Source organism: Streptomyces sp. JNUCC 64 (assembly GCF_054484115.1).
In genome coordinates this window covers 5608715-5628680 of the sequence record NZ_CM137015.1, presented here as the reverse complement: position 1 = coordinate 5628680, position 19966 = coordinate 5608715, and the positions used below count along the sequence as shown (strand labels likewise).

General features: G+C 76.3%; 12 protein-coding genes. 5 read left to right on the top strand and 7 right to left on the bottom strand.

Going from position 1 to position 19966, the window contains the following annotated elements; translation table 11 throughout:
* Positions 1 to 44: 44 nt before the first annotated feature.
* On the top strand, positions 45 to 1568 hold the full coding sequence (locus ACVWNX_RS23355; protein ID WP_454409625.1) for an FHA domain-containing protein: 1524 nt from the start codon (positions 45 to 47) through the stop codon (positions 1566 to 1568).
* 71 nt (positions 1569 to 1639) lie between these two features.
* Here the strand turns inward: ACVWNX_RS23355 and ACVWNX_RS23350 are convergent, their stop codons facing one another.
* The gene (locus ACVWNX_RS23350) at positions 1640 to 2671 is read right to left on the bottom strand and encodes a methyltransferase domain-containing protein (protein ID WP_454409624.1); all 1032 of its coding nucleotides are present in this window, start codon (positions 2669 to 2671) and stop codon (positions 1640 to 1642) included.
* Between the two features lie 226 nt (positions 2672 to 2897).
* Between ACVWNX_RS23350 and ACVWNX_RS23345 the strand changes: the two genes are divergently transcribed.
* From ACVWNX_RS23345 to ACVWNX_RS23330, 4 genes are all read left to right on the top strand, one after another.
* Positions 2898 to 3311: a globin gene (locus ACVWNX_RS23345; protein WP_454409622.1), complete on the top strand. Its 414-nt coding sequence runs from the start codon at positions 2898 to 2900 to the stop codon at positions 3309 to 3311.
* Positions 3312 to 3757: 446 nt separating this feature from the next.
* Complete coding sequence (locus ACVWNX_RS23340; RefSeq protein ID WP_454409621.1) at positions 3758 to 7162, top strand: FtsX-like permease family protein; 3405 nt, start codon at positions 3758 to 3760, stop codon at positions 7160 to 7162.
* 503 nt (positions 7163 to 7665) lie between these two features.
* Positions 7666 to 10479 (top strand): FtsX-like permease family protein, encoded by a 2814-nt coding sequence (locus ACVWNX_RS23335; protein ID WP_454414900.1) that lies wholly within the window; start codon positions 7666 to 7668, stop codon positions 10477 to 10479.
* 85 nt (positions 10480 to 10564) lie between these two features.
* Positions 10565 to 11548, top strand: a complete 984-nt coding sequence (locus ACVWNX_RS23330) for an ABC transporter ATP-binding protein (RefSeq protein ID WP_454409619.1) — start codon at positions 10565 to 10567, stop codon at positions 11546 to 11548.
* A 272-nt stretch (positions 11549 to 11820) separates the two neighbouring features.
* On the opposite strand, the gene ACVWNX_RS23325 is transcribed toward ACVWNX_RS23330, so the two are convergent.
* The 6 genes from ACVWNX_RS23325 to ACVWNX_RS23300 all read right to left on the bottom strand — a co-directional run bounded on the left by ACVWNX_RS23325 (position 11821) and on the right by ACVWNX_RS23300 (position 19817).
* Entirely contained in the window at positions 11821 to 12540 is a 720-nt protein-coding gene (locus tag ACVWNX_RS23325; protein ID WP_454409618.1) for a hypothetical protein, read from the bottom strand.
* Entirely contained in the window at positions 12537 to 12983 is a 447-nt protein-coding gene (locus tag ACVWNX_RS23320) for an acyl-CoA thioesterase (RefSeq protein ID WP_454409617.1), read from the bottom strand. The genes ACVWNX_RS23325 and ACVWNX_RS23320 overlap by 4 nt, the downstream gene beginning before the upstream one ends.
* Positions 12984 to 12989: 6 nt before the next feature.
* The gene (gene ettA, locus ACVWNX_RS23315; protein WP_454409616.1) at positions 12990 to 14654 is read right to left on the bottom strand and encodes an energy-dependent translational throttle protein EttA; all 1665 of its coding nucleotides are present in this window, start codon (positions 14652 to 14654) and stop codon (positions 12990 to 12992) included.
* Positions 14655 to 14841: 187 nt separating this feature from the next.
* Complete coding sequence (locus ACVWNX_RS23310) at positions 14842 to 16683, bottom strand: TQXA domain-containing protein (protein WP_454409615.1); 1842 nt, start codon at positions 16681 to 16683, stop codon at positions 14842 to 14844.
* Between the two features lie 224 nt (positions 16684 to 16907).
* The gene (locus ACVWNX_RS23305) at positions 16908 to 17549 is read right to left on the bottom strand and encodes a single-stranded DNA-binding protein (RefSeq protein ID WP_454409613.1); all 642 of its coding nucleotides are present in this window, start codon (positions 17547 to 17549) and stop codon (positions 16908 to 16910) included.
* A gap of 237 nt (positions 17550 to 17786) precedes the next feature.
* Entirely contained in the window at positions 17787 to 19817 is a 2031-nt protein-coding gene (locus tag ACVWNX_RS23300) for a GTPase (protein ID WP_454414899.1), read from the bottom strand.
* Positions 19818 to 19966: the final 149 nt, after the last annotated feature.

Below are 19966 nucleotides of genomic sequence, written 5' to 3'. Positions count from 1 at the left end.
AGATCCGGCCCGGGTGCCGGAAGAGGAGAGGGGGAGGCGCCGACATGCCGACCTGCCCGAACGGACACCAGTCGGGTTCCGACGACTGGTGCGAGGTCTGCGGTCACCGCATGGCCGGTGCCGTACCACCGCCCCCACCGCCGCCCGGCGGCTACGGCTTCCCGCCGCCCGCGCCGGGGGCGCCCGGCGGCGCGCCGCACGCCGGACCCGGCGGGGCGCAGCCCGAGTACTGCCCGCAGTGCCAGACGCCCCGTGAGGGCGGGGAGCCGTTCTGCGAGGAGTGCCGCTGGAACTTCATCACCCACAAGGCGACCTCGTACACCCCGCTGGCCCCCCGGCTGGCGGGCGGCCCCGGCTCCTCCCCGGCCCCCGGCCGCTTCCCGGGCCCGGGTGGCCCTGGGGGGCCCGGCGGTCCGGGTGGCCCCGGCGGTCCCGGTGGTCCCAGTGGCCTGGGCGGCCCCAGCGGCCCGGGTGGCACGGGTGGTCCGGGGAGCTTCGGCGGTCCCGGCGGCTTCGGCGGCCCGGGGGGCCCCGGCGGTCCGGGAGCACCCGGCGGCCCCACGGGCCCCGGTGGCCCTGGCGGCCCCGGTGGGCTGGGCGGCCCCGGTGGGCTGGGCGGTCCCGGTGGTCCCGGGCGCCCCGGGGACCCGGTGGGTCCCCCCGGTGGGCACTATCCGTCCGGTCCGCCCCGGCAGCCGGGTCCGCCCGGCGGCCCGCACGGTCCGGACGCGGACCCGTTCGAGTACCAGGGGTCCCGGCCGTCCCAGGTGAACCGGCCCGCCGAGCCGATCCCGTCCTTCGGCGACCCCTCCGGCTTCGGCGGCGACCCCTCCGGACCGCCGCCCCCGCCCCCGGGTCAGGGACCCGGCGGGCCGGGCGGCCCCGCCGCCTTCCGGCCGGGCGGACCGCCCGCGCCGCCCGCCTACCCCGGCCCCGGCGCCCCGGCGTTCCCGGACGCCGGACGGCAGGTCCCGCCGCCCCCGCCCGGTGGCGGTCAGGGCTTCGGCGGTGACGACGACTGGGTCATTCCGCCGCCCTCCTCCGGCGGCGCGAGCCACGGCGGACCCGGCGGACCGGGAAGCCACGGCGGACCGACCGGCCACGGCGGGCCGGGCGGCGACCTCCCGCGCACCCACGCCGGTCCGGGCGGCTTCACGCCCTCGGACGACTGGTCGGCGACGATCGCACCGGACCGGGAGTACTTCCTGGCGATGATGCAGCGCTCCGGCCCCGAGGCCGCCGGGCTCAACCTCCCGGCGTACTCGCCCCAGCAGCGGCGTCCGCTCATCGGCAACCAGATCACCATCGGCCGTCGCAGACACTCCACCGGCGAGGTCCCGGACATCGACCTGTCGGTGCCGCCGGAGGACCCGGGCGTCTCCCACCAGCACGCGGTGCTGGTGCAGCAGCCGGGCGGGGCCTGGGCGATCGTCGACCAGAACTCCACCAACGGCACCACGGTCAACGGCTCCGACGAGCCGATCCAGCCGTTCGTCCCGGTGCCCCTCCAGGACGGGGACCGGGTGCACGTGGGCGCCTGGACGACGATCACGATCCACCGGGGCTGAGCCGGGCGCTCCCACCGCGCCTTCCGTCGTGTGCCGCCGGGCGGCGGCACACGACGGGCCCCGCGCGGGTCTCAGACGTCGGGCAGCGGCCAGGCGTACGGGCCGTCGGGGTCGTCGAGCCAGCTCCAGACGTGCGGACCCCGGACGGTGACCCCGTACCGTTCGCGGCCCGGGCGGCCCTCGCGCTGCCAGAGGGCGAACGCCTCCCGGGGGTCCAGCGCCCCGGCGGTCAGCGCCAGCAGGAACTGGAACAGCTCGCCGCTCGCCGCCCGGCGCGGCAACCCGCCCGGGTACGGCGCCGGGGCCCGCCGGGCGGCGCCCCGCAGCGGGACGAAGTACGCGGAGGTGCGCAGGAACCGGCCCTCCGCCTCCCCCGGGCCCCGGACCGCGAGCCGGATCAGCCCGGTCGCCAGCGGCGCGAGCACCAGCGCCCCGGGCGCGCACTGGTCGAGCCAGGCGCGCGGCACCGACGGCAGGGTGCAGGTGGCGATGACCCGGTCGAAGGGGGCGCGCGCCGGTACGCCCCGCGCCCCGTCCCCGGTGACCACGGTGGGGGCGTACCCGGCCGTCCGCAGATGGGCCCGCGCCGACTCGGTGATCTCCGGGTCCAGGTCCACGGTGGTGACCCGGCCATCGCCGACCCGGTGGGCGAGGAGCGCCGCGTTGTAGCCGGTGCCCGCCCCGATCTCCAGGACCCGGTCGTCGGCGCGGACCCGCAGCCCGGTGAGCATCCGGGCCATCAGCGAGGGCTGGCTGGACGAGGAGAGCAACTCACCGTCGCGCAGCCGGGTGGCCAGCGGGGCGTCCGCGTAGGCCCCGCGCATCCAGCGGACCCGGCGGGCCGGGTCCGGGTCACCGGCCCACAGCCGTTCGTGGCCGCCGCCCGCGCCGATCCAGTACACGGGGACGAAGAGGTGGCGCGGGACCTCGGCGAAGGCGGTCCGCCAGGCCGGGTCGTCGTCCCACGCCCCGCTCGCCCCGATGGTCCGCAGCAGCCCGGCGCGCGCCTCGGCGGCGACCTCCGTCAGCTCCCCGTACGGGTCGGGACCGTCCGGGGCGCCGGGGCCGCCGTCCGGGACGCCCCCGGAGGTGTGCGGGCCCATGCCTCCACTGTCCTGCGCGGGGCGGACGGGCGCGAGGGGGACACCGGTCACCGGCCGCGGTCACCGGTGACGGCACCGGGACACGGGGTGCCCGGTGCCCCGGGACACGGGCCCGGGGGACCGGGGGACCGGGCACGGGCGGGGCCCCGGACGTCCTGGTTCGCCCGGTCCGCCCGGGTCCGCCCGGGACCTAGGGCCCGGGTCCTCGGCCACCCCGTCTGAGACCATGGACGGTGTGAACGAGATTCCGCACGGCACCCTTCAGGAGCAGACCTTCTACGAGCGGGTCGGCGGCGAGGAGACCTTCCGCCGGCTGGTCCGCCGGTTCTACCAGGGCGTCGCCGAGGACCCCCTGCTGCGTCCGATGTACCCGGAGGAGGACCTCGGCCCGGCCGAGGAGCGGTTCGCGCTGTTCCTGATGCAGTACTGGGGCGGTCCCCGCACCTACAGCGAGGAGCGCGGCCACCCCCGGCTGCGGATGCGGCACGCCCCGTTCACGGTGGACCGGGCCGCGCACGACGCCTGGCTGCGGCACATGCGGGACGCGGTGGACGAGCTGGAGCTGTCCGAGGAGCACGAGGCCGAGCTGTGGCGGTACATGACGTACGCCGCGGCCTCGATGATCAACAGCCCCGGCTGACGGGCCCGTCCCGCCCCGGCGGGCGGACCTCGGGGAAGGGGCCGCCCCGGACCCGTCCCCGCGAGGCCGGAACCAGCGAAGCCGAAGCCCGCACGAACAGGACCCGCACGGCCCCGGCCCCGGCCCCGGCCCCGGCGCACCGGTCCGGGACGGCGCCCGGACCAGGACCGGAGCCAGGCCCGGAACAGGGCCGGAACCCAGCGCGAGAACCGGAGGGTGATCCTCCGGATTCAGTGAGCGAAATGCCTGGATAAACGGGTTTGTCGCCGTGTTCCACGGCTCACGCCCCCGCCGCCCCTTCCGCTCCCCCGCGCACTCTGAAAACATCCAGGGACTCCCGTGCGCCCCGTGCGCCGCCCCGTGCGGCGCGCGGCACACGGGACACTCCCCCGCGGGGGCGGGGGACGAGACCGGGCGAACAGCGGAACGCGGGGGCGGGACAAGCAGTGACAGGGTTCGTACTGGCGCGCGTCCGAGCGCACCGCCCACTGCTCGCCGCCGCGCTGACCGCCGTGGTGCTGACCACCACGGTCCTCGCCACCCTCGCCGCCTTCTCCGGCGGCATCGGGGACGCCGCGTTGCGGCACACCCTGCGCACCCGGGACACCGCCGCGACCGCGCTGACCGCCAAGGCGCCGCTCGCGCCCTCCGACCGCCGGGCCACCGAGGCCGCCGGGAAGGCCGTCCGGGACGCCGCCGCCACCGCCTTCGACGGACTGCCGTTCACCACCCGCGTCCTCGCCAGCTCCGGTCCCTACGCGCTCCCCCGGTCCCTCCAGCCGCCCACCGCCCGCGACGGCAACCCGTACCTCACCCACTTCGGCGCGCTCGACGCCACCCAGGTCAGGATCATCGGCGGGCGCGCCCCCGACGCCTCCCGGCGGGGCGAGATCGAGGTGGCGCTGCCCGAGGCGGCCGCCGCCGAACTGGGGGTGCGCCCCGGTTCCCGCACCACCGCCCTGACGCTGACCGACCGGCTGGACGGTCCCCCGGTCCGGGTCCGGGTGGTCGGCGTCTACCGCCCCGTCGCCGCCGACGCCCCCTACTGGCGGCTGGACGCGCTGCGCGGACGCGGCGTCCAGAAGGTGTCGTTCACCACCTACGGCCCGCTGCTCACCGATCCCAAGGTGCTCGCCACCGAGGGACGGGTCAGCACCGGCGAGACCTCCTGGCTCGCCGTCGCCGACTTCTCCACCCTGACCACCGACCGGATCGACGCCCTGCGCGACGCCGCCCGGGCGGGCACCCGGGAACTCAGCGGCTCGGCCGCCCTCGGCGGGAGCACCGAGGTCTCCACCGGGCTGCCCGGAGTGCTGGACCGCGTGGAACGGGCCACCCTGGTCTCCCGTTCCACCCTCCTCATCGTGGCGCTCCAGCTCTGTCTGCTCGCCGGGTACACCCTGCTGCTGGTGGCCCGGCTGCTGAGCGTCGAACGCGCCGGGGAGACCGGGCTGCTGAGGGCCCGGGGCGCCTCCCGCCGCCGGATCGGGACGCTCGCCGCCCTGGAGGCGCTGGCGCTCGCCGCGCCCGCCGCGCTGCTCGCCCCGCTGCTCGCCGGTCCGCTCACCGGACTGCTCGCCGGACAGGGCCCGCTGGCCCGCATCGGACTGCGGGTGGACGGGGTGGCGTCCGCCGGGGTGTGGCTGACAGCGGGCGCGGTGGCGCTGGGCTGCGCCCTCGCGGTGACGGTGCCCGCCCTCACCTCGGACCGCGCCGCGCGCGGCCGGGCCCGGGCGCTGCCCGGACCGCTGCGGGCGGGCGCCGACCTGGCGCTGCTGCTGGTCGCGGGCGTCGCCTACTGGCAGCTCGACCAGCGCACCGGACGGCCCGGGGACGGCGTCGACCCGCTGCTGGTGGCCGCGCCCGCGCTGGCGCTGCTGGCCGGAACGGTGCTGACCCTGCGGCTGCTGCCCCCGGCGGCCCGGCTCGCGGAGCGGCGCGCGGCGAGCGGCCGGGGACTGACCGCGGCGCTCGCGGGCTGGCAGCTCAGCCGCCGTCCGCTGCGCGGCGCGGGGCCCGTGCTGCTGCTGGTGCTCGCGGTGGCGATGGGCATGCTGGCGATCGGCCAGGGCTCGTCCTGGGACCGTTCGCAGGACGACCAGGCCGACTTCCGGGCGGGCGCCCCGCTGCGGGTGCAGACCGCCGGGGTGGCCGCGCTCGGCCAGGCCGGACGGTACGCCGAGCTGCCGGGGGTGCGGGAGGCGTTCCCCGCGCTGCGGGTCACCACCCCGCTGTCGGGCGGCCGGGAGGCCACCGTCCTCGCCCTGGACACCGAGCGCGCCGCGTCGCACCTGCTGACCCGCGCCGACCTGGGCGACCTCACCCCCGTCGGCGGGAAGACGGACGCCGACGGGAAGTCCGGCACCGGCCGGAAGCCCGGCGCCGACGCGGACCGCACCGGCACCCCGCTGCCGGAGGGCGCCGCCCGGCTGGAACTGGATCTGCGGCTGGCCGTCACGTCCGGCGCCGGGAAGCCCGCCCGGAAGGGCGCCGCGCCCGAGCCGCCCCGGGTCACGGTGCTGCTGGAGGACCGCTACGGACTGTCGTACCGGCTGCCCGCCGGGACGCTGTCCGCCGACGGCCGTCTCCGGACGCTCGCCCTCGACCTCACCCGCGCGGCCGACGCGGGCGCGGGACGGCCCGCCCACCCGCTGGCGTTCACCGGGCTGGAGCTGGAGGTCCCGCAGCCCGTGGCGCGCTCCCAGCGGCACGAGCTGACCGTGCGGACGCTGCGGGCCGGGGACGGGGACGCCACCCGTCCGGTGGCGCTCGGCACCCGCTGGACCGGGGAGGCCAAGGCCACCGGCGACGCCGAGCTGGCGGGCCCGGCGGCCCGGCCGACCCGGCCGAGGATCACCGCCCCCGGCGCCCCGGGCTCCCCGCTCACCGTCGGGTACGGCACCGGTCACACCCCCGACGAGCCGTGGTCCGCCGGGGACGACACCGTCTCGGTGCGGATCGCGGCCGACCGGCCCGTGCCCGACGAGATCCCCGCGATCGTCACCGACCGGTACCTGAAGACCCTGGGCGCCCGGGTCGGGGACCGGGTGGAGGTGCCGATCGGCGGCACCAACGTCCCGGTGCGCGTCGACCGGAGCGTACGGGCGCTGCCCACCACCGCCCCGGACGACCGGGCCCCGGCGGCGGACGGCGACGGCGCGGGCGGCGGGAACGCGGGGGCCTCCCCGACCGGTGCCGCCGCCCGGGACGGCGGGGCGCTGCTGCTGGACCTGCCCGCCGTCAACCGCGTGCTGACCCAGCGGAACGGGATCGGGGTGTCGCCCACCGAGTGGTGGCTGAGCACCGAGCCGGGCCGGGCCGCCGAGGCGGCGTCCGCGCTGCGCGGACGGTCCGACATCGATCCGGCGACCGTGCTGGTCAGGGACGAGATCGCGGACGGGCTGCGCGACGATCCGCTGGGCGCCGGTCCCGGGACCGCGCTGACCGCCGTGGCCCTCGCCGCCGCGGCGCTGGCCGCGGTCGGCTTCGGGGTGAGCACCGCGGGCGCGCTGCGGGAACGCTCCGCCGAGTTCGCCGTGCTGCGGGCGCTCGGTACGCCCCGGCGGCGGCTGGCCCGGCTGGTCGCCACCGAACAGGGCGTGCTCGTGGGGCTGGCGCTGCTGGTGGGCACCGCCCTGGGCACGGTGCTCACCCGGGCGGTGGTCCCGCTGATCCTGCTGACACCCGACGCCACCCGGCCCGTCCCCCCGGTCCTGGTCGAACTGCCCGTCGGCCGGGTGGCCCTGCTGCTCGCGCTGGTCGCGGCGGGCCCCCTGGTGATCACGGCGGCGCTGACCCTGCGCCGCCCGGCCCGGCTGGCCAGCACGCTCGCGACGGCGGTGGAACGGTGAACGGCACCGGAAGGCCGTACGACGGCACGGGATCCGACGGGTCCCGGGAACCCTCCGGCCCCGGAAGCCCCCGTGAGACGGACGGCCCCGGTAGCCCCGGCGGGACGGGCTCACCGCGCGGGACGGGCGGTGCGGACCAGCGCGCCGACGCGCCGCACGGGACCCATGAGGGGCACCGGACGGACGACGCGCCCGGGGCGCCCGAGGCCACCGCCCCGCGCGAGACGGACGGGCCGCGCCGGACGGACGGCGCAGAGACGACAGACGGAAGGGGCGGGACCGGTGACGGGCCCCCGCCCGGAACGGACGACCGGCCGACGCAGCGGCGGGCGGCGAACAGGCGGACCGTGAACGAGCGAACGACGAACGACCCGACACCCGACCGCCCCACCCCCGGTCAGGCCACCCCGCCGGAGGCAACCGGCCCCGGCCGGACCCCCGGCCCGGCGGCGGAGACCGACCCGGCGCGGCCGACCGGGACGGCGGACGGGCCGCGTCCGCGCGTGGACACGCGCGCCGTGGCCACGCCCGCCCCCTGGGTCCGTACCCGGCTGCGCGCCGCCCGGGGCTCCGCCCTGGCCCTCGCGCTGCTCGTCGCGTTCACCGCCGCCCTCGCCGCCGGGTTCCCGCTCGCCGTGGACACCCTCCGCGACGGGGGACTGCGGCACGCCGTCACCGACACCGCGCCCGCGCACACCGCGATCCGCTTCAGCGCCCCCCAGCCCAGCCTCAGCCTGTCGCGCGCCGAACAGGAGGAGGCCCTGCGCGGCGCCGCGCTGCGCACCGGCTACGAGCGGGTGCGCGGGGCGCTCCAGGCCCCCCTCGCCGCCGACGTCGGGCGCTCCTCGTACGGGGTGCGCACCGCCGAGCCCCCCGAGGGCCAGGAGGAGTGGCTGCCCCGGCCGCGCGGACTGTACCCGCGCTTCACGCTCACCGCCCAGCAGGGCCTCGCCGACCAGGCGGAGGTGACGGAAGGACGGCTGCCCCGGGTGAAGGGGACCGTCACCGCCAAGACCCCCGAGGTGGAGGCCGTGGTGGCCGCCGCGATCGCCGAACGGCTCGGCATCGAGACGGGCTCGGTGATCCGGGTGCCCGGTCAGGTCCGGGACCCGGTCGCGATCCGGATCACCGGCATCGTCGTCCCCAAGGCCCCGGACAGCCCGTACTGGTCCACCCTGGAGGTGCTGCACACCCCCGCCCTCGTCCCGATCCCGACGTCCGACCCCGACCCGGCCAAGTACTGGCTCGGCGCGCTGCTGCTCCACCCGGACGCGGCGCCGGTCCTGCTCGGCACCGAGGGCGAACCCGAGCGGTACTGGAACATCGCGCCCCGCGCCGACGCGCTCAAGGGCGGCGAACTGGACCGGGTCCAGTCCGCCCTGGCCTCCACCGTGGACGGCGCGGCGCTGCTGAAGGTGCGGCGCGCCATCGACGTCACCACCGTCGCGGACACCGGTCTGGACGACGTCCTCACCGGATACGGCAGGCTCCGCGACGGGGTGATGCCGATGATCGCGGTCGCCGCCTCGGGCACCGGCACCGTGGCACTGGTGGTGCTGCTGATGACCGGGGGCCTCGCGGCGGGCCGCCGCCGGGCCGAACTCACCGTGCTGCGGGCCCGGGGCGCCTCCCTGCGCGGCCTCGCCGGACGGCTGTGCGCCGAGACCGCCGTGGTCGCCGTGCCCGCCGGGGCGCTGGGTCTGGGGCTCGCCCTGCTGGCGCTACCCGGCGGACGGTGGCCGCTCGCCGCGCTCGCCGCCGCCACGGTGACCCTCGTGGCGTGCGCGGCGCTGCCGCTGCGGGCGCTGGCCGCGCACCGGACCGTCCGGCTGGGGGCGGAACGCGAGGACGTCACCCGGATCCGGCCCTCGCGGCGCCGGACGGTCGGCGAGGCGACCCTGTTGCTGTTCGCGGTGGGCGCCGTCGTGGCGCTGCGCCAGCGCGGCACGGGCGACGGCGGCGCGCTGGTGGCGCTCGCCCCCGTGCTGGTCGGCGTGATCACCGCCCTGCTGCTGGTCCGGCTGTACCCGCTGGCGCTGCGGCTGCTCACCGGGCCCGTCGCCCGGCTGCGCGGACTGCTGGGCCCCCTCGCGCTGGCCCGCACCGCCCGGGGCCCGGCCTCGCCGGTGCTGCCGCTGCTGGCCCTGCTGACCGCGCTGACCACGGCCGCGTTCGGCGGATCGGTGCTCACCGGGATCTCCGAGACCCGGGAGCGGGCGGCGCTGCTGGCCACCGGGGCGGACGCCCGGGTCGACGCCCGCTACGCCTTCCCCGACCGCGTGCCCGAGCGGCTGCGGAAGGCCCCCGGGGTGGACTCGGTGACCGCCGCCGCCGTCGACTACGACGCGGTGGCCATCGGCGTGGGCGTCCGGCCCGCCTCCGAACGGACCGACGGCACCGAGTCCGACGCCACCCACACCGGCCTGGACGAGGAGACGGAGACCCGCATCCCGCTCACCGTGGTGGAGGCGCGGGCCTACGCCCGGCTGGCCGCGCGGATCGACGTGGGAGCGTTCCCAGCCGAGGCCCTCACCGAACCGGCGAAGGGCGCCCGGGCGGTGCCCGCGCTCGCCTCCCCCGCCACCGCCGCCCGCCTCGGCCGCGGCCCGGTCGTCGTGCGCTCCGAGGGCGAGCGGGTCACCGTCCGGATCGTCGCCGTCCGCGCCGCCACCCCGGCCGTGCGCACCGACGACTTCCTGGTGGTCGACGCCCGGGCCCTGGACCGTCCGCTGCGCCCCGACAGCCTGCTCCTCACCGGGTCGGACCTGGACCGGGACGTCCTGCGGAAGGCCGGGGGCGCCGGGGCCGTCGTCCATCTGCGGCAGGAGGAACGGGCCCGGTACGCCGATTCCCCGCTCCAGACCGGCGCCGAACGCGTCTACACGGCCGCCGTCGCCGCAGGCGCCGGGTTCGCCGCCCTGGCGCTGCTGCTGGCGCTGGCCCGCGCCGCCCCGGAACGCGCCGCGCTGCTGGCCCGGCTGCGCACCATGGGCCTGACCCGGCGGGACGGACGGCGGCTGCTGGTCCTGGAGTCGCTGCCGCAGGCGCTGCTCGCCGCGGTCGGCGGGATCGCCGCGGGCTGGGCGGCCGTCCGGCTGCTCGCCCCGGGCACCGATCTGACGGCCGTGGCCCTCGCCGCGACCAGCGGTACCGGCGAACTGCCCAGCGGAGCGGGCGGACTCCGTCCCGACCCGGTCTCCCTGCTGCTGCCCGCGCTCGCCGTCGTCGCGCTGACCGTGGGCGTCGCCGCCCTCCAGGCGTGGTGGACCGGCCGACGCGACGCGGTCCGGGAGCTGCGGGTGGGTGACGAGCGATGACGCCGCCCGCCCGCCCCGTGACCCGTGCCGCCTCCGCCGCACCCCGTGACCCGTACCCCTCCGCCGCCCCCCGGGAGCGCACCCCATGACCACCACCCCGGCCACCGGAGCCGACACCCCCCGCGGCACCTCGCTCGCCGAACTGGAGCGACGGGCCGCCGACCGCCAGGGCCGTCCCGCGTACGGGCACGACGCCCTGATCAGCTGTGACCGGCTGGTGCGGATCTTCTCCACCGACGGCGTGGAGGTGCAGGCGCTCCAGGGCCTCGACCTGCTGGTCCGCGAGGGCGAGCTGATGGCCCTGGTCGGGGCGTCGGGCAGCGGCAAGTCGACCCTGATGAACATCCTCGCGGGACTCGACGAGCCCACGGCGGGCGCGGCCAGCGTCGCGGGCCGGGACCTGCTCGCCATGGGCGCCAAGGAACGCCTCGCCTACCGCCGGGAGGTGGTCGGCTTCGTCTGGCAGCAGACCTCCCGCAATCTGCTGCCGTATCTGACGGCCGCGCAGAACGTGGCGTTGCCCATGCAGTTGCGCGGTGGACGGACCGGGCCCCGCGGCCGTCGGGACCGGGCGCGGCACGCCGCCGAGCTCCTCGGGATGCTGGAGGTCGCGGACTGCGCCGACCGGCGTCCGCAGCAGATGTCCGGCGGCCAGCAGCAGCGCGCCGCCATCGCGGTGGCCCTGGCCAACAACCCGTCGGTGCTGCTCGCCGACGAGCCGACCGGTGAACTCGACTCGCACACCGCCGAGCAGATCTTCGCCGCGTTCCGCACCGCCAACGAGCAGTTGGGCACCACGGTGGTGATCGTCACCCATGACCAGGCCGTCGCGGGCGAGGTGCGCCGCACGGTCGCCATCCGGGACGGCCGGACCTCCACCGAGGTGCTGCGCCGCACCGAGGTGGACGCGGCGACCGGCGAGGAGTCGCTGGTGGCCCGGGAGTACGCGATGCTCGACCGCGCCGGACGGCTCCAGCTCCCCGCCGAGTACACCGAGGGCCTCGGCATGCGGGACCGGGTGCTGCTGAAGCGCGAGGAGGACCACATCGGGGTCTGGCCGGACGCGTAGCCCCCGGTCGGGTGCGCGGCCCCCGGCCCCCGGCCGGGCGCGTCGTTTCCGGCGCTGCCCAGGGCGCACACCCCGGTCGGGGCCGTCGGCCGCCGTCGAGGGGCCGTCCGTCGGGGAGGGGGGCCGTCCGTCGGTGCCGGGGAGGGCGTCCGGACACCTCACGGCGCGGGCCACCAGGGGTGACCCGCGCCGGGTGTGGACGGGAAGGTCTCGGACGGCTCCGGTGCGGTGCCGTGCGGGACGCGGGCCGCGCCCGGCGTACGGGGCGCGGCTTACGCCGGGGTGACCGTGAGGCTTCCGGTTCCGGCCCGGCGGACGGCGACCGAGCCGAACGGGGTCCTCAGCCGCAGCCAGGCCCCGCTGGCGAGCAGCGCGAGCGGGACTCCGGCGGTGGGGCCCCGGTCGCCGGGGTCCGCGCCGGACCGCCCGGGAGCGGGCGGCAGGAAGCCGAGGGACTGCGCGGCGTGGGCGGCCCGGACCGGGAGGTCGCTGTCGCCCAGCGGCCGGGACCACACCTCGCGGCCTATCCGGTCGAGCACCGCCCGGCTCCGCTCACCCGGGTCCAGCCGCTCGGTACGGGACCGGAACTCGGCCACCGCCTGGGCGACCATCGTCCGCACCGCCGCCCCGGACGGCAGCCCGGGCTCGGGACGCCAGCCGCCGCGCGGCGGCAGCACCCCGGCCCAGGGCGGTCCGGTGACCGCGTCCGGGACCCCGGCCGTGCCCGCCCGCTCGTCGATCGCCTCCAGCAGGTCGCCCGCCGACACCGTGGTGTCGAGGGAGTCCTCGATGCCGTGCTGGTAGGGCTTGGCGAGCCGGGCGGTACGGATCGCCAGCACCTCGAACGACGGCGGCCGTCCGAAGACCGCGAGCGCGGTGCCCGCGGCCTGGACGCGGACCGCCGCCGCGCGGTCGTAGTGGAGCAGCCGGACCAGGAAGGCGGCCAGGTCGGCCGCCTCCCCGCCGTCGGCGAAGTCCACCGTCGGGCTCATACCGCCACGGCCTCCCGCTCGTCGCCGCCGGGCAGCAGGTACGCCCGGAGGTACTCCCGCTCCTCGGTGGTGAGCCGCCGGGGCCGCTGGGTGTCCAGGTTGAACGGCACGACGACCGTCGACGCCCGGACGTAGACCTCCTCCGCGCCCTCGTGGTCCTTGACCTCGTACGCGATGGTCAGCGACGCGTTGCGTATCCCGGTCACCCACGACTCGATGACGACCGGCTCGTGCCGGTGGACCAGCGGGCGGACGTAGTCGATCTCGTGCCGGGCCACGACGGACCCGCCGGAGAACGACGGGGACCCGTCACCGGGCGCCAGCCGGAACATGAAGTCGATCCGGGCCTCCTCCAGGTACCGGAGGAAGACCACGTTGTTGACGTGCCCGAAGGCGTCCATGTCCGACCAGCGCAGCGGGCAGTGGTAGATGTGACGGGCCACGGCCGCTCAGCCCCGGGTGAGCTTCTTGTACGTGGCCCGGTGCGGACGCGCCGCGTCCGCGCCCAGCCGCTCGATCTTGTTCTTCTCGTACGACTCGAAGTTGCCCTCGAACCAGAACCACTTGGACTCGCCCTCGTACGCGAGGATGTGGGTGGCGACCCGGTCGAGGAACCAGCGGTCGTGGGAGACGACCACCGCGCAGCCCGGGAAGTCGAGCAGCGCGTTCTCCAGCGAGGACAGCGTCTCCACGTCGAGGTCGTTGGTCGGCTCGTCGAGGAGCAGCAGGTTGCCGCCCTGCTTGAGGGTGAGCGCCAGGTTGAGGCGGTTGCGCTCACCGCCGGAGAGCACCCCGGCGGGCTTCTGCTGGTCCGGGCCCTTGAAGCCGAAGGCGCTGACGTACGCGCGCGAGGGCATCTCGACCTGGCCGACGTTGATGTAGTCCAGCTCGTCGGAGACGACGGCCCACAGCGTCTTCTTGGGGTCGATGTTCTCGCGGCTCTGGTCGACGTACGAGATCTTCACGGTCTCGCCGACCTTGATGGAGCCGGAGTCGGGGGTCTCGAAGCCCTGGATCATCTTGAACAGCGTGGTCTTGCCCGCGCCGTTCGGACCGATGACGCCGACGATGCCGTTGCGCGGCAGGGTGAACGACAGGTCGTCGATCAGCACCTTCTCACCGAACGCCTTGCTGAGGTTGTTGACCTCGACCACGATGCTGCCGAGCCGGGGGCCCGGCGGGATCTGGATCTCCTCGAAGTCCAGCTTCCGCATCTTGTCGGCCTCGGCGGCCATCTCCTCGTACCGGGCCAGTCGCGCCTTCGACTTGGCCTGGCGGCCCTTGGCGTTGGAGCGGACCCACTCCAGCTCCTCCTTGAGCCGCTTGGCGCGCTTGGCGTCCTTCTGGCCCTCGACCTTGAGGCGGCTCTGCTTGGCCTCCAGGTAGGTGGAGTAGTTGCCCTCGTACGGGAAGGCGCGGCCCCGGTCCAGCTCCAGGATCCACTCGGCCACGTTGTCCAGGAAGTACCGGTCGTGGGTGATCGCCACGACGGTGCCCGCGTACTTGGCGAGGTGCTGCTCCAGCCAGTTCACCGACTCGGCGTCGAGGTGGTTGGTGGGCTCGTCGAGGAGCAGCAGGTCGGGGGCTTCGAGCAGCAGCTTGCAGAGGGCGACGCGGCGCTTCTCGCCACCGGAGAGCTTGGTGACGGGCGAGTCGCCGGGCGGGCAGCCCAGGGCGTCCATCGCCTGCTCCAGCTGGGCGTCGAGGTCCCAGGCGTTGGCGTGGTCCAGCTCCTCCTGGAGCTTGCCCATCTCCTCCAGCAGCGCGTCGGAGTAGTCCGTCGCCATCTGCTCGGCGATCTCGTTGAAGCGGTCGAGCTTCCCCTTGATCACCGCGACGCCGTCCTGCACGTTCTCCAGGACCGTCTTGGACTCGTCCAGCGGCGGCTCCTGGAGCAGGATGCCGACGGTGTAGCCCGGGGAGAGGAACGCGTCGCCGTTCGACGGCTGCTCCAGGCCCGCCATGATCTTCAGTACGGTCGACTTGCCGGCGCCGTTCGGGCCGACGACACCGATCTTCGCGCCGGGGAGGAAGCTCAGCGTGACGTCGTCGAGGATCACCTTGTCGCCGTGCGCCTTGCGCGCCTTGCGCATGGTGTAAATGTACTCAGCCAAGAGAAACCGTCCGGCAGCTTGATACCTGAGAAGTGTCGGCATGTGACTCGATGTGACTCGGCATGCGACTCCGCCGCATGAGGGCAGACGTACCCATCTTGCCGTACCCGCCCGCGCCAACCGAAATCCCGGCCGTGGCCCGCGCCCGGAACGCCGGTGGGGCCGGGCGGGGCCGGGAGCCGGACCGTCAGCCCTCGCGGCGCCGGTTCCTGGACCGGAGGACGAGGATGACCGCCCCGCCGATCACCACGAGGCCCACCGCCGTCCCGGCTATCAGGGGGGTGGCCGCCGAGCCGCCGGTGGCGGCCAGGTCCGAGGCGCGCGGGGCGCCGGTACCGCGCGGCCCGCCGACCTTCGAGGCGGAGCTGGGCGCCGTCATCGTCCGGGTTCCGGTCGCCTCGCCGCTCCGGGTGCGGCAGTCGAGTATCCCGCTGATCCGCTTCTCGTAGTCGTGCGGACCGGTGACGGTGAAGTCGTAGCTCTGGTCCTCCACCAGGGAGACCGGCACCGTCTCGGTGCGTCCCGCCCCGATCACGGCGCTCGTCCCCATCAGCTCGACGGTGAACTCCTCGTCGCCCGCGTTGCGCACCGTGACGTCCAGACGACGTTCCGCGCAGACCTTGCGGACCGAGACGGCGGGCACCGGACCGCTGTCGGCCCAGTTCACGGTGGCCGTCGCGGACACCGTCGACTCGCTGGACCCCGCGAGGACCTGCGTCTGGCTGCGGCTGCCGGAGACGAAGGCCCGGCCGACCGGGACCGTGGTGGAGGTCTGCGCGGTCAGCCCCGCCGATCCGGCGGGCACTCCCTCGGGGAGGGCGAAGTAGAGCCGGTCGCCGTCCCCGGCCGTGGTGACCGGGTCCCCCGCGCCGTCGACGATCCGCACCCCGTGGGTGAGCGCCGCCGGGTCCGGGGCCACCGTCACCCGCTCACCGCCCGACCGGACCGTGACCGGACCGACCCGGACGCCCCCGTCCCGTGCCGCCCCCGGCTTCCCTCCGGCCTTCGCGCCGCCGGTCTCGCCCCCGGGCTTTGCGTCCGCCTTGGTATCGGCCTTCGCATCGCCGGCCTTCCCGCCGGGCTTCGCGTCCGCCTCGGTGTCGACCTCGGTGTCGCCGGCCTTCCCACCGGGCTTCGCGTCAGCGCCCGTCCCGGCCCGGTCCTCGCGCGGCCCGTCCTTCTCCCCCGCTTCCTCCGCTCGCTTTCCCTTTCCTCTTCCTTCCTCCTCTTTCCTCTTCCCTTCCTCTTCCCTCTTGCCGCCCTCGCCCCGCGCCTTCTCCGTCTTCCCGGCCGTCCCGCCCCGCTCGGCGTGCGCGTCCGCCCCGCTCCCGGGTTCCGGGAGGAGGGTGGAGTGCTCCGGCCGGTCGAGGCGGAGGGACGCCCCGGGCTCGGGTACGGCGCGCGCCTTCCGTTCCAGGTAGTCCGCGAGCCGCTCGGCCTGCGGGTCCGTGGCGGTCACCCGGGGCACGTCCCGGTCGGAGCCCCGCCGTCCGTCCGCCTCGTCCCGGGCGACCCGGGCGCGGGACCCGTCGGAGTGGCGCCAGATCGCCACCTGGGTGCCGACGGCGGCGTCCTGCTCCGTGAGCCCCTTGGCTCCCGCCCGGCGGGCGAGCGTCGCGAGGTCGTTCACCTGGGGGTACGAGTTCTGGAGGATCCAGCGGATCTCGCCCGCCGAGGCGTTGGCGCCCAGCGAGGTGTCCGCCCAGGCGCTCTCCTGGTAGCGGGCGTCCCACTGCGTCGCCATGTCCAGGTCCACCCCGTAGGTGCGCAGGGTTCCCCCGCCGTCCACGGCCATCTCGAACAGGCCCGCCTGGACGCGCCGTTCCTCGTCGCCCACCCTGACGACCGCCTCGCCCGCCAGCTTGAGGCCGGTGAGCGTCGCCACGGCACCGCCCTGGTCCCGGGGGTCTTCCTCCGCGACGGCCACCGGGGCACCGGTCACCATGCCCACGGTGACCAGGCCGGAGACGGTGACGCCGACGGCGAGACGGACGACGCCCCTCTTCACGGGGGAGATGACTGCGAACACGGAATCCCTTTCGGAGGAGGCCCGTTGACTTGGCAAGTGGTCCTCACCAGCGGAATCGGACACTCCTCGACCTGTCCCGGCATCCTAAGAAACCCATGGACCGACAGGCCCGCCCATACGGTCGGATAACCGTTCCGAATCGGAATCGTTATCGCCCTTCGTGTTTCCGGCCTGGGCTTATCGACAAATCCATGCATTCGCCCGACCGGGTCGGCCGTCAGGGCTCAGGCGTCGACGGGGTCCAACTCCCCGCTGTCCAGGTCCCCCAGACGTCCCGTCGCGCCCGTCCCCTCCGCTCGGCGCACCCCGTTCGTTCCGCGCGCTCCGTGGGTTCCGTGGGTTCCGTCCGCTTCGCCGGGCGTCGGGCGGGCGTCGTCGGACGGCGCGGGAACGGCCCAGGGGTCCTGGTCGAACGGGGCGGGAGCGGTGGCCGCCGCGCCCCCACGGTCCACCGGGGCCGTCCGGTCGGTGAAGGACGCCCGGTCCGTCCGGTCCGTCCGGTCCATGAAGGGTGTCCGGTGGAAGGCCGCCGTTCCCCGTGACAGGTCGTGGCCGATGGCGCTCGCCTCGATGTCCGCCGCGAACCACTGCTTGCCGTCGCCCCGGTCCTCCTGCCGGACCTTCAGCCGTCCCCGCACGATGACCGGCTCCCCCACGGACAGCGACGCCATCGCGTTCTCCGCGAGCGCCCGCCAGGCGCACACCGTGAAGAAGTTGGTGTGTCCGTCCGTCCAGGCGCCGCCCGTCCGGTCCCGGTACCGGGCCGTCGCCGCGAGCCGGAACCGGACGACCCGGCCCGTCGCGAACTCCCTCACCACCGGAGCGGTCGCCACGTTCCCCACCACCGTCACCAGCGTCTCGTTCATGCTGACCCCCTGTGTGTCCGTCACCCGTCCGCGCGGCCTCTCCCCACGGATCGGCGGCCCCGGCCGGACCCGGTGCGACGCGTACCGCGCCGTCCCGCCGTTCCGGTCGAGGTCCCCAGAGTCCCCCGTTCCGGAGCGTCCCGCTGGCGCCTGTGGGCAGCACAGCGCTTGTGGATAACTCGCTCGCTCAAAAGGGTGAACGTGGGAGGGGCGCGGGGCTCGTCCCGTCCCTCCGGCTCAGTCGGCCAGCGCCACCGGAGGCGCCCCGTCCGCACCCCTCGCCGGGCCGCCGACCAGGCCCGTCACCCGCAGGTACTGTTCCCGGACCTCCCGGTACCGGAGCAGTTCCGCCGCCACCGGATCGAGTACCCGGGCCCGTCCGCACCCGGCCGCGGCCTCCCTCAGCCGCCGTTCCTCCTCCGCCCCGTACCGGCGCGCAGGCCCCCGGGCCGCCAGCTTGCACAGCCACTCCACGCCCGGGCCGCCCACGATGCCGATGGCCATCAGCAGCGCCGGAACCCCCAGGTTCGGCGCCATGACCCCGGCGATCTGCGCCACCAGCCAGAGCGCGCCCACGAGTTGGAGCACCGTCATGCACGCCTGGGCGAACACGGCGGCGGGCCACCAGCCGGGCCTCGGCGGACGCCGGGGGGCGTCCGGCTCGGCGGTGAGCCGGTCGAGCGCCTCCGGCAGTTCGGCGGCGCCCCGCACCGCCGCCTCCCGCACCGCCTGCGCCCAGGGGGCCGGGAGGCCCGTCGCCGCGCGTTCGGCGACCGTCCGCACGGCCTGTTCCACCCGCTGGCGGGCGGTGGCCTCCCCGTCGACGGGGGCCGGGGGCGCCGGGAACAGCGACAGGGGCGCGCGGCGCTCCTCGTACCAGCGCCACAGCCTCAGCCAGGGGGTTCCGCACGCGGTGTGCGCGTTGCGGCGCCAGGCGCGTTCGGCGGCCTCGCCCGCCGCGCTCGCGCCGACGGCCTCGGCCAGCCGGTCGGAGAACTCGTCCCGGGCCCGTTCGGTGAGCCCCGGACGTCCGGCCGCCGCGTAGACGGGCCGCAGCCGGGCCGCGGCCCGGTCCACGTCCGCCGCGATCCGGCGGCCCGGCGCGGCCCGCTCGCGCAGGAACTGGTCGAGCGTCTCGCGCAGTTGGTCCATGCCCTCGCCGGTGAGGGCGGACAGCGCCAGCACCGTCGCGCCCGGCTCGTCGTGCTCGCCGAGGGCGATGCCGTCCTCGTCCAGCAGGCGCCGCAGATCGTCCAGCACCTGGTCGGCGGCGTCCTGGGGAAGCCGGTCGACCTGGTTGAGGACGACGAACATCACCTCGGCGTGCCCGGCCATCGGCCGCAGATAGCGCTCGTGCAGGATCGCGTCCGCGTACTTCTCCGGGTCGACGACCCAGATGACGGCGTCCACCAGCGCCAGGACCCGGTCCACCTGCTCGCGGTGGACGACGGACGCCGAGTCGTGGTCGGGGAGGTCGAGCAGGACGAGCCCCTCCAGGGGGGTCTCCGTGCCCGGGTTCGCCAGTGGTCTGCGCCGCAGCCGTCCCTGGACGCCGAGGCGGTCGAGGAGCCCGGCCGCGCCGTCCGTCCAGGTGCAGGCCACCGGGGACGAGGTGGTGGGGCGGCGCACCCCGGTGTCGGAGATCGTCACTCCGGCGAGCGCGTTGAAGAGCGTGGACTTGCCGCTGCCCGTGGCACCGGCCAGGGCGACCACGGTGTGCCGGTCGGAGAGCCTGCGACGGGCCGCCGCCTCGTCCAGCACCCGGCCCGCCTCGGCCAGGGCGGGCCGTTCCAGCCGGGCCCGGGAGAGCCCGATCAGCTCCCGGAGGGCGTCGAGCCGCCCACGGAGGTCGATGTCGTAGACCGGGGGTTCGGCGTCCCGGGGGGCGGGGCCCACCGCAGGTTCGGGGTCCCGGCGGACCACGGCGGCGAGTTCGTCGGTGCCGGTGGGGGTACGCCGGGCGATCAGGCCGTCGTCCCAGGCGGGGACGGGGGCGGGGGCGGAGGTGGGGGTGGGGGCGGAGGTGGGGGTGCGGGAAGCGGCGGAGCGGACGGGAGCGCGCTTCCCCTTTCCGGGGTGCCCTCCGTCGGCCCCGGCGGCGGCTCTGCCCGATCCGTCGGCTCTCTCGGCTCTCTCGGCCCTGTCTGCGCTGTCGGCTCTGCTTGTCCCAGCCGTCCCGTCAGTCGCTGCCGTCCTGTCGACCCCGTCGGCCCTGTGGGTCTCAGCCGCCCTGGAAGTCCCGGCCACCCGGGAAACCCCACCCCTCATGTTCGGCTCACCCGTCTCGTCCATCGCATCCACCGTGCCCGTCCCGTCCGCCCCATCCGCCCTGTTCACCTCGCCCACCGCGTCCATCGCGTCCACCTCGACCACTCCACTGGCCCCACCGGCTCCGGTGCTCTCATCGGTGTCGTACG